This is a genomic window from Streptomyces sp. YIM S03343 (genome assembly GCF_054729195.1).
The window spans coordinates 815913-828571 of the sequence record NZ_JBPUKX010000002.1 but is presented as its reverse complement, the minus strand read 5'-3'; the positions used below and the strand labels follow the sequence as shown (position 1 = coordinate 828571).

10 protein-coding genes are annotated in these 12659 nt (G+C 72.7%); 7 read left to right on the top strand and 3 right to left on the bottom strand.

Annotated elements, in window-relative coordinates:
• Positions 1 to 3 precede the first annotated feature (3 nt).
• A complete protein-coding gene (locus tag ACSYGN_RS39455; protein ID WP_460405800.1) occupies positions 4 to 1650 on the bottom strand; it encodes a SulP family inorganic anion transporter in 1647 nt (548 codons plus the stop codon).
• Between the two features lie 448 nt (positions 1651 to 2098).
• Here ACSYGN_RS39455 and ACSYGN_RS39450 point away from each other — a divergent pair, with 448 nt between their 5' ends.
• The 3 genes from ACSYGN_RS39450 (at position 2099) to ACSYGN_RS39440 (ending at position 5062) form a co-directional block, all read left to right on the top strand.
• On the top strand, positions 2099 to 3013 hold the full coding sequence (locus tag ACSYGN_RS39450; RefSeq protein WP_460405362.1) for a universal stress protein: 915 nt from the start codon (positions 2099 to 2101) through the stop codon (positions 3011 to 3013).
• 148 nt (positions 3014 to 3161) lie between these two features.
• Complete coding sequence (adhP, locus tag ACSYGN_RS39445; protein WP_460405360.1) at positions 3162 to 4184, top strand: alcohol dehydrogenase AdhP; 1023 nt, start codon at positions 3162 to 3164, stop codon at positions 4182 to 4184.
• Positions 4185 to 4189: 5 nt separating this feature from the next.
• Positions 4190 to 5062, top strand: a complete 873-nt coding sequence (locus ACSYGN_RS39440) for a universal stress protein (RefSeq protein ID WP_460405798.1) — start codon at positions 4190 to 4192, stop codon at positions 5060 to 5062.
• 72 nt (positions 5063 to 5134) lie between these two features.
• Here the strand turns inward: ACSYGN_RS39440 and ppk2 are convergent, their stop codons facing one another.
• Positions 5135 to 5944: a polyphosphate kinase 2 gene (gene ppk2, locus ACSYGN_RS39435; RefSeq protein WP_460405358.1), complete on the bottom strand. Its 810-nt coding sequence runs from the start codon at positions 5942 to 5944 to the stop codon at positions 5135 to 5137.
• A gap of 307 nt (positions 5945 to 6251) precedes the next feature.
• Between ppk2 and ACSYGN_RS39430 the strand changes: the two genes are divergently transcribed.
• The 3 genes from ACSYGN_RS39430 to ACSYGN_RS39420 all read left to right on the top strand — a co-directional run bounded on the left by ACSYGN_RS39430 (position 6252) and on the right by ACSYGN_RS39420 (position 10321).
• Positions 6252 to 8942 carry a bifunctional acetate--CoA ligase family protein/GNAT family N-acetyltransferase gene (locus tag ACSYGN_RS39430; RefSeq protein ID WP_460405356.1) on the top strand — a complete coding sequence of 897 codons (2691 nt, stop codon included), beginning with the start codon at positions 6252 to 6254 and terminating at the stop codon, positions 8940 to 8942.
• A gap of 13 nt (positions 8943 to 8955) precedes the next feature.
• Positions 8956 to 9687, top strand: a complete 732-nt coding sequence (locus ACSYGN_RS39425; RefSeq protein ID WP_460405354.1) for a CBS domain-containing protein — start codon at positions 8956 to 8958, stop codon at positions 9685 to 9687.
• A gap of 94 nt (positions 9688 to 9781) precedes the next feature.
• A complete protein-coding gene (locus tag ACSYGN_RS39420; protein ID WP_460405352.1) occupies positions 9782 to 10321 on the top strand; it encodes a flavodoxin domain-containing protein in 540 nt (179 codons plus the stop codon).
• 72 nt (positions 10322 to 10393) lie between these two features.
• Here ACSYGN_RS39420 and ACSYGN_RS39415 read toward each other — a convergent pair whose 3' ends face one another.
• Positions 10394 to 11404, bottom strand: a complete 1011-nt coding sequence (locus ACSYGN_RS39415) for a GerMN domain-containing protein (protein ID WP_460405350.1) — start codon at positions 11402 to 11404, stop codon at positions 10394 to 10396.
• 249 nt (positions 11405 to 11653) lie between these two features.
• Here ACSYGN_RS39415 and ACSYGN_RS39410 point away from each other — a divergent pair, with 249 nt between their 5' ends.
• Positions 11654 to 12658 carry an Acg family FMN-binding oxidoreductase gene (locus ACSYGN_RS39410; RefSeq protein WP_460405348.1) on the top strand — a complete coding sequence of 335 codons (1005 nt, stop codon included), beginning with the start codon at positions 11654 to 11656 and terminating at the stop codon, positions 12656 to 12658.
• The last annotated feature ends 1 nt before the right edge of the window (position 12659 follow it).

The following is a 12659-nucleotide window of genomic DNA, read 5'->3' as shown; positions in this document are numbered from 1 at the left end:
GTCCTACTGCGCGCGGCGCCACGCGCGGTACGCCGCCACCGCAGTCGGCAGGGTGGGGAAGATCAGGGCTTGGCCTACCGAGTCGGCCAGGCCGTAGGCCTTCAGGTCGTCCAGGAGGTCCTGTTTGACGCGGGCGAGGGCGAACACGATGCCGCGGGCGACCAGTTCGCGGCGCAGGGCGTCGACCGCGTCCAGGGCGGTGATGTCCACCTCCACATTGGCCTCGGTGTTGAGGACGAACCACAGGACGTCCCCCTTCTGTTCCTCCACGGCGGCCAGCGCGCGCCGGTGGAAGTCCTCGGCGTTGGCGAAGAACAGCGGTGAGTCGTAGCGGTAGACGAGCAGACCGGGGACGGTGCGGGCGGTGGGGTAGTCGTCTATGTCGTGCATCCCCGCAACTCCGGGCACCAGGCCCTCCACGGCGTCGTGCGGGCGGGCCACCCGGGTCAGCAGCTCGGCCACCGACATGCCGACGGCGACGATCACGCCGTAGAGGATGTCCAGCGCCAGCACGCCGGCCAGGCAGCCGACCGCCAGCAGGAGTTCACGGCGCCGGAAGGTCGCCAGGCGGCGGAAGCCGGCCAGGTCGATCATGCGGACCGCCGCGTACACCACCAGCGTGCCCAGCACCGCGGACGGCGTGCGGTGCAGCAGCGGACTGAGGAAGAGCAGCACCGCCAGCACCACCGTGCCCGCCACCAGGGAGTACCCCTGGCTGCGCGCCCCGCTGGAGGAGGCCAGCGCGGTGCGGCTGGCGCTGCTGCTCACCGGGAAGCCGCGCAGGAAGCCGGCGCCGATGTTGGCCGCGCCGAGTGCCAGGAACTCCTGGTTGGCGTCGTGCTCGGGCTCGTCGTCGGCGCCGCCGGTGAAGGCCCGGGCGGTGAGGATGAAGTCGGTGTAGCCGACCAGCAGGACGCCCAGGGCGGGCAGGACGAGGTTCGGGAATTCGGAGAGGTCCGGTACGGCGAACGAGGGCAGCCCGGCCGGGAGGTCGCCGACGACCTTCAGGCCGTACCGTCCGTCGAGGTCGAACGCGATCACGGCGAGCGTGCTCAGCACCACCGTGAGCAGCGGTCCCGGCAGCCTGGGGAACCAGTGGGCCACGGAGAACAGGAACGCCAGCGCGAGCGCGGAGAACAGCACGGTCGCGCCATGGGCTTCGCCCAGGTGGGTCAGGAAGGACCACAGCACCGCGAAGAACTTCGAGCCCGTGGTCGGTACGCCGGTGAGTTTGGTGAGCTGGTCCACCATCATGATCAGGGCCACGCCCGCGAGATAGCCGATCAGGACGGGCCGGGAGAGAAGGTCGGCGACGAAGCCCATGCGCAGCGCCCATGCCGCCACGCACAGCAGCCCGACCGTCACGGCGAGCGCCGCGGCGAGCCCGGCGTAGCGGTCCGGGTCCGCACCGGCCAGCGGGGCGACCACCGTCGCCGTCATCAGGGCCGTCGTCGACTCGGGGCCGACCGACAGCAGCCGTGAGGAGCCGAACACCGCGTACAGGCCGAGCGCGGGCAGGATCGCCCACAGCCCGGTGACCGGCGGCAGCCCGGCCACCTCGGCGTACGCCATGACCTGCGGGACGAGATAGGCGGCCACCGTGACCCCGGCCAGCAGATCGCCGCTCAGCCAGGCGCGGCGGTAGTGCATCAGGTAGCCCAGACCCGGGGTCAGCCCGCGCAGCACGGCAACGGGGCCGGACACCGCGTCCCGCCCGCCCCAGCCGGAGCCGTCCGAGCCGGAGCTGTCCGAGCCGTGCACCATGCCCGTTCCTTCCGCTGCGCCCCTCCAGGATCCCCCGAGGTTCGCACATCCGCCCCGCCCGTGACTTGCGAGGTGGCCGGACTGCGGTCGCGCCAGGGCCCCCAGGGCCTCTTCCTGCGGACCTTAGGCCTGCGCGCGGGGACGGCAGGGCGGCAAGGCTGGGTGGTGAAGGGCCCGGCAACGGGAATCGTGGCTGGTCCTCGCCCTGAGGCCCGTCGCGCCGGTGGTCCGCGCCTGTTGGGCCGAACGGTCCCCCCGAGGGAAAGGCGGCCCATGCTGTGCCGGACACTTCTCCGTGAATCTGGAGCCAGATCATCGATCAGGAGGCAGAAACATGGTGCGCAGTGTTGTCGCAGGTCTCGACGGATCCCCGGAGAGCCGCGCGGCGGCCGAATGGGCGGCCCGTGAGGCGAAGTTGCGCGGCCTGCCGTTGAAGATCGTCCATGTCTGGGAGCCGGTCCCGGAGCCGATGGCGCAGGCCCCGCTGCTCGGTGCGGAGACCCACCAGCACTGGAGCGAGCGCATCCCGCGGGAGACCGCGCAAGGTCTGGAGGAGCGCCACCCCGGTGTCGAGGTGATCGCCGAGCAGCGCAGCGGCCAGGCCGCCGAGGCGCTCACCAAGGCGGCCGGGGACGCGGAACTGCTGGTCCTCGGTTCGCGTGGGATCGGCGGGCTCGCCGGGTTCCTCGTCGGCTCGGTCGGCCGGTCGGTGATCGCGCACACCGAGACCCCGGTGGTCGTCGTCCGCGCCGGTGAGGTGGCCGCCGACGAGCACGAGGCCGACGCGGCGGGCGAGCCGTCCGGTGAGACCCCGTTCAAGCCGGTCGTCGTCGGGCTCGACACCCGCAGTGTCGACGCCGTTGAAGGAACAGTTCTTGCGTTCGCCTTCGAGGAGGCCGCCCGGCGCGGCACCTCGGTCCGTGTGGTGCACGGCTGGGACCTGCCGCCGTACTACGCCTACGGCCTCGCCGCGGACCCGCAGTTCGACCAGGACGTGGCCCGCGAGCAGGCCGCGCGACTGGCCGAGGCGCTGCGGCCCTGGCGGGAGAAGTACCCGGCCGTCGAGATCGCCGAGGACTCCGGCCCCGGCGGTGCCTCCACCCGGCTGATCGAGGCGTCGGGCGGGGCGTCCCTGGTCGTCGTGGGACGCCGGGTGCGCCGCAACCCCTTCGGCATCCACATCGGCTCCGTCACGCACGCCGTCCTGCACCACGCCGTCGCGCCCGTCGCCGTGGTCGCCCACGACTGACAAAGTAAGAACAATACGGGCAAAACTAACAAAGACGGCGAGAAGTAGCCCTACGAACTGACCATCCAGCCGCAGCCGTGGGCCGCCCCCGCGGCTGCGGCGCCCCCGAACCCTTACCCGCACAGCACCACCCTGAGGAGTGTGAACCATGAAGGCAGCAGTCGTACGAGCCTTCGGCGAGCCCCTGGTGATCGAGGAGCGCACCGACCCCCGGCCCGGCCCCGGCGAGGTCCGTATCCGTGTCGAGGCCTCCGGGCTGTGCCACACCGACATCCATGCCGCGAACGGCGACTGGCCGGTCAAGCCGAACCCGCCGTTCGTACCCGGTCATGAAGGTGTGGGTCTCGTCGAGGAACTCGGCGAGGGAGTCACCCACCTCAGCGTCGGGGACCGGGTCGCCGTGCCGTGGCTCGGCAAGGCATGCGGGCGGTGCGAGCACTGTCTGTCCGGCTGGGAGACGCTGTGCGAGCAGCAGATCAACACCGGCTACGGATGCGACGGCGGCTACGCCGAGAAGATGCTGGCCTGGGCCGACTTCGCCCAGCTGGTCCCCGAAGGCGTCGACCCCTTCGACGCCGCCCCGCTGACCTGCGCCGGCGTCACCACGTACAAGGCGCTCAAGGTCGCCGACATCAAGCCCTCCCAGCTCGTGGCGATCTCCGGGATCGGCGGGCTCGGTCACCTTGCCCTCCAGTACGCCAAGATCGCCGGTGCCACGGTGGCCGCGATCGACGTGACCGACGAGAAACTGGCCCTGGCGAGCGAGCTCGGCGCGGACATCGTCATCGACGCCCGCAAGGAGGACGTCGGCGCGGTGCTCAAGGAGCACGGCGGAGCGCACGCCGCGGTCGCCCTCGCCGTGAACGAGGCCGCGTTCGCCGCCGTCTACACCGGTCTGCGGCGCGGCGGCAAGCTCGTCATGGTGGCCCTGCCCGCGCACGGCACCATCGAGGTCCCGATCTTCAACACCGTGCTCAACGGCACCTCCGTGATCGGCTCCATCGTCGGCACCCGGCAGGACCTCGCCGAGGTGTTCCAGCTGCACGCCGCGGGCCGCACCAAGGTCATCTACGAGACCCGCCCGCTGGAGACCGTCAACGAGTCCATCGACCAGGTGCTGCGCGGCCAGGTCACCGCGCGGATCGTCTTCGACCTCGGTGCGGGGCGGTGACGGAGATGACCCCGGCGCTGGTCGTCGGCGTCGACGGCTCGGAACCGAGCCTGCGCGCCGTCGACTGGGCCGCCGACGAGGCCGCGCTGCGCGGTCTGCCGCTGCGGCTGGTCTACGCCGACCTGTGGGAACGCTACGAGGGCAAGGCCTTCGCGGGCGAGCTGGAGAAGTCCCCCGAGGAGATCCGCGCGAACGACATCGTCGAGAGCGCCGAACAGCGGGCCAGGGCACGCCGTCCGGAGCTGGAGATCGATTCCGAGGTGCTCCCCGAGGAACCCGAGTACGCCCTGGTGCACGAGGGCCGGGACGCCGCCCTCCTGGTGGTCGGCACCCGGGGCCGCAGCGGTGTCGCCGAGCTGCTGCTCGGCTCGGTCAGCCTCACCGTGGCCTCGCACGCCGACTGCCCGGTGGTCGTGCTGCGCGGCAGCCACGACAACCAGGCCGTCCCCGGCACGTACGGCAGGGTCCTGCTCGCCGTCGGCGACGGGGGCGAACAGTCCCCGGCGGTGCGTTTCGCCTACGACGAGGCACGCCGCCGCGGGGTGCCCCTGGAGGCCGTACGGGTGTGGCGTTGCCCGGCGCACGAGACGACCGACCATCCGCTGATGGCCGGCGAACCCGCCCGGCAGCACGAGGAGAAGGCCGCCGCGATCCTGGAGGCGGCGCTCGCCGACGCCCCCGGCGACATCGAGGTGGTCCGGCGCACCGTCGAGGGCCACGCCCGCCGTGCCCTGGTCGACCTCTCGCACGGCGCCGATCTGCTGGTGATCGGCACCACCCGGCGCGAGGCCGCGTTCGGGCTCCAGCTCGGCCGGGTCGCGCACGCGGTGCTGCACCACTCCGCGTGCCCGGTGGCCGTCGTACCGCACCGCGACTGACCCGACGGGCGGGGCCACACCGCGAGTGGGCCCGCGGGCGGGCCGTATCCACCGGCCCGCCCGCGAGAGCGCTCAGACCTTAAGGCTCGCCGCGTGATCGGGGACGTAGTTCTGCAGATCGCGCGGCGGCCGCTCGTAGCCGGTCGACGGCGGCCGGGGCGGCAGCTCCAGCACGGTCGGCGGCACCTCGCGGTACGGCACCGAGGACAGCAGATGCGCCATCATGTTCAGCCGCGCACGCCGCTTGTCGTCGCTCTCCACCACGAACCACGGCGCGTCGTACATGTCGGTGTGCACCAGCATCTCGTCCTTCGCCCGCGAGTACGCCTCCCAGCGGGTGATCGACTCCAGGTCCATCGGCGACAGCTTCCAGCGCCGCACCGGGTCGTCGAGACGCCGCCGGAAGCGCTCCTGCTGCTCCGTGTCGCTCACCGAGAACCAGTACTTGCGCAACAGGATCCCGTCCTCCACCAGCATCCGCTCGAAGATCGGGCACTGCCGCAGGAACCGCTGGTGCTCCTCCTTGGTGCAGAAGCCCATCACCTGCTCGACCCCGGCCCGGTTGTACCAGCTGCGGTCGAACAGCACGATCTCCCCGGCGGCGGGCAGATGCTCCACATACCGCTGGAAGTACCACTGGGTGCGCTGGCGCTCCGTCGGCTTCGGCAGCGCCACGATCCGCGCCACCCGCGGATTGAGATGCTCCGCGACCCGCTTGATCGTGCCGCCTTTGCCCGCCGCGTCCCGGCCCTCGAAGACCACGACCAGCCGGGCGCCCTCCGCCTTCACCCACTCCTGGACCTTCACCAGCTCCGTCTGAAGACGCAGCAGTTCACGCTCGTACACCTTGCGCGGCAGTGCCGCCGCGTTCTTGCCGGCCAAAATGCCGCCTCCACAGCCGTCGGCTCTCGCCGCCGGGCGGTGCCGCCCGGCCGCCGGGCCGTCCGTTCCCAAGGTCGAACACCTGGACGCCACCGTACTGACCGGCGCCGAGCCACGCACCCCCGGCACCCCCCGCCCCGCCCAACTGCCCTGCCGCAGGCCCCCGAACGGCCCCTGAACGGCACCGACACGCCCGGGCGCACAGGTGAGGGCCGGACGGCCCACATGAGGCGCCCGTACAGCCCATGGGGGCCGTACCCGACGGGCGGGACGCTCATAGTGTCCCGACAGGTGGAGGAGATCCGCGATGACGTCAGACGCGCTCAGCCGGCCCCCCGTCCACGCACTGCTCGCGGACGGCACCATCGTGTGCATCCGCACCGCGCAACCCGGCGACCACGACCAGCTCCAGGGCCTCTACGAGGAGATGTCCCCGGAGAACCTCCGGCTGCGGTTCTTCTCCGCCAGCCGCCGCTCCGCCCAGCTCGCCGCCGACCGCGCCTGCACCCGCCGCCCCGGCTACCGGGCCCTGCTCGCCGAACGCGAGGGCCGGGTCATCGGGCTCGCCGAGTACGACACCGGCGGCAGCGGCGACGAGGCCGAGATCTCCATCGCCGTCGCCGACGCCCTCCACCACCGCGGCGTCGGCACCCTGCTCGTCGAACACCTCATCTCCGCCGCCCGCGCCGACGGCATCAGCACCTTCACCGCCGACGCGCTCAGCGAGAACCGCGAGGTGCTGCGCCTCTTCTCCGACCTCGGACTGCGCATGGCCCGCCGCTTCGACGGCCCCGAGGTGCGCTGCACCATCAGCCTCGACGAGAGCGACGGCTACCTCACCGCCGTGGAGGAACGCGGCCGTGCCGCCGAGGTCGCGAGCCTCCGCCCGCTGCTGCGGCCCGAAGCGGTGGCCGTCGTGGGCGCCGGACGCCGGCCCGGCTCCGTCGGCCGCGCCGTCCTGCACCATCTGCACACCGGCGGCTTCACCCGCCGCGTCTACGCCGTGAACCCCGCCGCCCACTCCATCCTCGGCGTGCCCTGCTACCCCTCCGTCGGCGCCCTGCCCGTCACCCCCGACCTGGCCGTCCTCGCCGTACCCGCCGCGGTCGTCCCGGCCGTCGCCGAGGAGTGCGGCAAGTCGGGCGTCAAGGCCGTCCTCGTCGTCACCGCGGGGCTCGACGCCGTGCAGAACAAGGCCCTCCTCGCCACTTGCCGCGACCACGGCATGCGTCTGGTCGGCCCCAACTGCCTCGGTGTCTCCAACACCGACCCCGGCATCCGCCTCGACGCCACCTTCGCCGCCGACCACCCCCGCCCCGGCAGCGCGGGCGTCGCCGTGCAGTCCGGCGGCGTCGGCATCGCCCTGCTCGACGGGCTGTCCCGGCTCGGCATCGGCGTGTCCACCTTCGTCTCCCTCGGCGACAAGTTCGATGTCAGCGGCAACGACCTGCTCCAGTGGTGGGAGAGCGACTGCCGTACCGACCTCGCCCTGCTGCACCTGGAGTCCTTCGGCAACCCGCGCGCCTTCTCCCGCACCGCCCGCCGGGTCACCCGCCGTATCCCGGTGCTCACCGTCGACGCCGGACGCACCGACGCCGGACGCCGCGCCGCCGCCTCCCACACCGCGGCCGCCGCCACCCGCACCATGACCCGCGGCGCCCTGTTCACGCAGGCCGGCATCACCGCCACCCGCTCCGTCGCCGAACTGCTGGAGACCGCCGCCCTGCTGCACTCCCAGCCGCTGCCCGCCGGACCCCGGGTCACCGTCGTCACCAACGCGGGCGGCCCCGGAGTCCTCGCCGCCGACGCCTGCGCCGAGGCCGGCCTCACCCTGCCGGTGCCCACCGCGCCGCTCGCCGACGCCCTGCGCGCCGTCCTGCCGCACACGGCCCGCATCGGCAACCCCGTCGACGCCACCGCCGCCGTCACCGAGGAACAGCTCAAGGAGTGCGTGGATCGCGTCCTCGACCACGACGGCACCGACGCCGTGCTCGTGGTCCTCGTGCCCACCGCGGTCTCCGCCGCCACCGGCGACGACCTGGTCCGCGCCATCACCCGCGCGCCCGGCCGCCGTGGCCGGCCCGTGGTCGCCGTACGCCTCGCCCAGGACCGGTCCGTCGAGCTGCTGCCCGCCGCCGACGGCGGCAGCATCCCCTCCTACGCCGACTCCCAGGCCGCCGCCCGCGCACTGGCCCACGCCGCCCGCCGCGCCGCCTGGCTCGCCCGCCCCGCCGGGACGCTGCCGCAGCTCGACGACGTCGACACCGAGCGCGCCCACGCCGTCGTTGACGAGTACCTCGACCGGCATCCGGACGGCGGCTGGCTCGAACCGCGGGTGTGCGCCGAACTCCTCGACTGCTACGGCATCCCCCAGCTCCCCTGGGCCTGGGCCGACACGGAGGACGCCGCCGTCCTCGCCGCCCAGCGGCTCCAGGGCGCCGACGGCCGTGTCGTCCTGAAGGGCCACTGGCCCGGACTGCTGCACAAGACCGCCGAGCACGCCGTCCACCTCGACCTGCGCGGCGACTTCCAGGTCCGCGCCGCCTACCGCGACCTGGAGACCCGCTTCGCCGGACTGCTGACCGGCGTGGTCGTCCAGCCGCTCGCCGACCGCGGCACCGAACTGTTCGCCGGTGTCGTCCAGGACCAGGTCTTCGGACCGCTGGTGCTGTTCGGGCTCGGCGGCACCGCCACCGAGGTGCTCGCCGATCACGCCGCCCGGCTCGCCCCGCTCACCGACCACGACGTGCACGACCTGATCACGGCCCCGCGCTGCGCCCCGCTGCTGTTCGGCGCGGACGGCGGCCGCCCCGTCGACCTCCAGGCCCTTCAGCGGCTCCTGCTGCGGCTGTCCCGCATGGCGGGCGACCTGCCGCAGCTCGCGGAGGCCGACTTCAACCCCGTACTGGCGACACCGGGCGGAGTGTCCGTGCTCGACGCACGCGTACGCCTGCTGCCGCGCCGGCCGCAGGACCCCTACCTGCGCAGGCTTCGCTGAGGAGGGAACAGCCATGAGGCACAACAAGGTCGGCTCCGTGATGAGCACGCAGGTCGTCCGCGCCGCTTACGGCACTCCGTTCAAGGAAGTGGCACGGCTGCTCGGCAAGTACCACATCAGCGGACTGCCGGTCGTGGACGACGACGAGAAGGTCATCGGGGTCATCTCCGAGACGGATCTGATGATGCGGCAGGCGGATCTGCCCGACCCCTACGACCCGAAGAAGCGATTCCGCCTCGCCGACCTGACGCCCGCCGCGCGCCGGCAGGCCGCCAAGGCCCACGCCCGCACCGCGGGACAGCTGATGACCGCCCCCGCCGTCACCGTGCACGCCGCCGACACCATCGTCGAGGCCGCCCGCGTCATGGCCCAGCGCCATGTCGAACGGCTCCCCGTCCTCGACGAGGAGGACCGGCTCGTCGGCATCGTCACCCGGCGCGACCTGCTCAGCGTCTTCCTGCGGTCCGACGAGGACATCCGCACCGAGGTCGTCGAGGACGTGCTCATGCGCGCCTTGTGGCTGCCGGCCCGCAGTGTCGACGTCAGCGTGACCGAGGGCGTCGTCACGCTCACCGGCCACATGGAACGCAAGAGCGAGACGGAGATCGCCGTCTCCATGACCCGGCAGATCGACGGCGTGGTGGCGGTCGTGGGCAAGCTCACCTACCGGCTCGACGACTCGCGCATCCAGCCCGAGGAACAGACGATGCACGGCGTCGCGGACCACTGGCTGCGCGGGCTGTGACGCGAGCAGCGACACGGACGTCGACACGGACCGCCACACGGACATCGACACGGACATCGGCACGGACGACGAGACCACGAGGAGGCTGACCCCCATGACTGGCAAGGTCCTGGTGACCTACGGGACGAAGTACGGTTCGACCGCGGACATCGCCAAGGCGGTGGCCGGGGTCCTCACCAAGGAGGGCATCGCGGCCGAGGCCGCTCCGGCGGGCGGCGTCAAGGACGTCACAGCGTACGACGCGGTCGTCGTCGGCGGCGGGCTGTACGCGGGCCGCTGGCACAAGGACGCCCGGCGGTTCGTACGGCGCAACCGCCGCGCCCTGGCCGACCGGCCGGTGTGGTTCTTCAGCAGCGGCCCGCTCGACGCCTCGGCGTCCGAGAAGGACATCCCGCCGGTGTCCGCCGTGCGGCGCGCCATGAACGAGGTCGACGCCCGGGGACATGTCACCTTCGGCGGCCGTCTGGACGCTGACACCAAGGGGGCCGTCGCCCACATGCTCATCCGCAACGGCATGACCGGCGACTTCCGCGACTTCACCGAGATCGAGGTATGGGCGCAGCAGATCGCCGGTGAGATCGAGGGCGGGAGCGGCGAGGAGAAGGGCGGTGAGGGGACGGGGAAGACCCTCTGACCCGTGTCCCCGTCACGGCACCCCACAGCCGGCACCCCGGCGCGGTCGCGTGCGCCGGGGTGCTGTGGTACCTCACCGGCCGACGGTCAGCGGCACGGTGTCCACGGTGACCCGCTTGCCGTCCTGGGACAGGTAGTACGCCGTCAGCAGCCCCGGCCCGCTGCGGACGGCCCGGTACGGGACGGTCACGTCGAAGGTGCCGCGGGTGCCGGTCCCGGAGGACGCCTTGACCTGGACGTCGGCGGCGGTGCGACCGGCGGCGTCGGTGAGCCTCAGCCGGAACACCGCCTCGAAGGTGTTGGCGGTGCCCCAGACCCGCAGCGGGGTGTGCACCGACTGGCCGATCATGGGGGACTCGACGAGCACGGCGGGCGACAGGTCCTCGAAGTCGGCGCGTCCGACCGGCCCGCCGAGGACGACGCCCTCCCCGCCGAACGACTTCACCGGCTTGCCGTCGATCTTGAAAGCGACCTGCTGGACACCGGGGAACCGGGTCGCCGTGAACACGACCTGGGCCAGCCGCGCCCGCAGGGACAGGCTGCCGCCTCCGTCGTCGTAGCGGCCGGACAGATCGACGGTGGCGGTGTGACCGCTCAGCGTCAGCGAGCGCAGCGCGGTGCCGGACGGGATCGCGGTGGTACGGCCGTGGGCGCGTTCGTAGCGGTCCGGCCCGGCCAGCAGGGCGCGGACCGCGCCGGTCGCGGTGGCCGGCGCGGTCACCGTGCGCGGGGCGGCGGAGACATGCTCGCCGTGCAGGAAGTACACCGCCGCCGTACGGGTCCTGACGGTGGGTGACGGCGCGGCGGGGGCCGCGGTGGTGGGAGCGGCGGGAGCCGTGGACGCCGACGTGGATGCGGACGGGGCTCCCGAGGTTCCGCCGGACGTGCCCGAACCTGCCGCGGACGAGCCGGGCGTGCTCGGCGCACCTGACGTCCCGGGGGTGCCGGGCGAGGCGCCGGTACCCCCGGATCCGCAGGCGGCGAGGGTGAGAAGGGGGAGTGCGAGGGCCGCGGTGACCACCCTGGTGGTGCCGCGTCGGCGGCCGTTCGGCCGCGGTGAGAGTCCGAGATACCTGCGGTACATGGCATCCTCCTCCGACACGACCAGACAAGCTTGCGGGGGCACGGTGACCCAGGGCCGACCGGCCCTGACATGGGGCCGAACGGCCGGACAACCCGGGCCTGTTCGGTACGGGAGGTACAAAAACCAGCAAAGCCGCCCAATGGTACCCCGGATGGGACGCCCAGGCCCGAGCCCGGGACTGAAGGCCCATGTCGTCAGGACCAGGGGCCAGGGAGGCTGGGAACGACGGTTCACGAAGGGCGGAGAATCATGACCGTGTCGAAGGAGAGCGTGGGGCGCGCGGCCCTGCATCTTGCCCGCGCTGCATCCCTGGCGCCCTCCCCGCACAACACCCAGCCGTGGTACTTCGCGGAGGAGGGCCGCGACCGCGGTTTCGAGGTGCACGCCGACGCCGGACGCAGGCTCACGCTCGCCGACCCGGGCGGCCGGGAAATGGTGATCGCCTGCGGCGCGGCGCTGTTCAACGCGCGGATCGCGATGCGCCATCTGGGATTCCGGCCGGTCGTCGACGTGATGCCGGAGCCGGGTGACTTCGACTATCTGGCCCGCCTGGGCTTCGGCGCGCACTCGGCGCCGTCGCGCGAGGAGGACATGATGGCCCGCGCGATGGCCCACCGGCACACCCACCGTGGACCGTTCGAGCACGAGGCGCTGGCCGAGGACCTGATCGAGGAACTGCGCGAGCAGGCCACCGCGGAGGGCGGTGTGCTCCAGGTCATCGACAGTGCGGAGCAGCTGGAACTGCTCGCCCAACTGGTGCGCACCGCGGAGGACGTGCACCGCAACGATCCCTGGCGGTCCGCCGAGGTGTCGAAGGCCATCGGGCCGTTCGGGATCCCGCACGAGGCCTGCCGCCACCACCCCGACCGCACGCTGCTGCCCGGCCGCGACTATCTCGGCCTCGCCCACCGGTACATCGTCCCGGGCCGCAAGCGCAACGAAGGGACGGGTACCGTCGCCGTCCTGTCCACGCCGTACGACGGCCGCACCGACTGGCTCCGTGCCGGTCAGGCCCTCCAGCGCGTCCTGCTGTACGCCTCCGGCCACCAGATCAGGGCCGCCTTCCACACCCAACCCCTCGAACTGCCCGATTCCCGCGCGGAGGTACGCACCAGGATCACCGCCGGCCGCTTCCCGCAGGTCATCCTGCGGCTGGGCCGGGCCAACCAGTTCTGCGCCACCCCGCGCCGCCCGATGTCCGACCTGATGCTCCCGAACCGCGTCCCCGCAACAGCGGGCCGCCCCGCAGGCTGAC

Excerpts from the sequence above, each read along its gene's own strand:
- ACSYGN_RS39455 (WP_460405800.1), bottom strand. The coding sequence starts at position 1,650 with ATGCACTACCGCCGCGCCTGGCTGAGCGGCGATCTGCTGGCCGGGGTC.
- ACSYGN_RS39450 (WP_460405362.1), top strand. The coding sequence starts at position 2,099 with ATGGTGCGCAGTGTTGTCGCAGGTCTCGACGGATCCCCGGAGAGCCGC.
- adhP (WP_460405360.1), top strand. The coding sequence starts at position 3,162 with ATGAAGGCAGCAGTCGTACGAGCCTTCGGCGAGCCCCTGGTGATCGAG.
- ACSYGN_RS39440 (WP_460405798.1), top strand. The coding sequence starts at position 4,190 with ATGACCCCGGCGCTGGTCGTCGGCGTCGACGGCTCGGAACCGAGCCTG.
- ACSYGN_RS39430 (WP_460405356.1), top strand. The coding sequence starts at position 6,252 with ATGACGTCAGACGCGCTCAGCCGGCCCCCCGTCCACGCACTGCTCGCG.
- ACSYGN_RS39425 (WP_460405354.1), top strand. The coding sequence starts at position 8,956 with ATGAGGCACAACAAGGTCGGCTCCGTGATGAGCACGCAGGTCGTCCGC.
- ACSYGN_RS39420 (WP_460405352.1), top strand. The coding sequence starts at position 9,782 with ATGACTGGCAAGGTCCTGGTGACCTACGGGACGAAGTACGGTTCGACC.
- ACSYGN_RS39415 (WP_460405350.1), bottom strand. The coding sequence starts at position 11,404 with ATGTACCGCAGGTATCTCGGACTCTCACCGCGGCCGAACGGCCGCCGA.
- ACSYGN_RS39410 (WP_460405348.1), top strand. The coding sequence starts at position 11,654 with ATGACCGTGTCGAAGGAGAGCGTGGGGCGCGCGGCCCTGCATCTTGCC.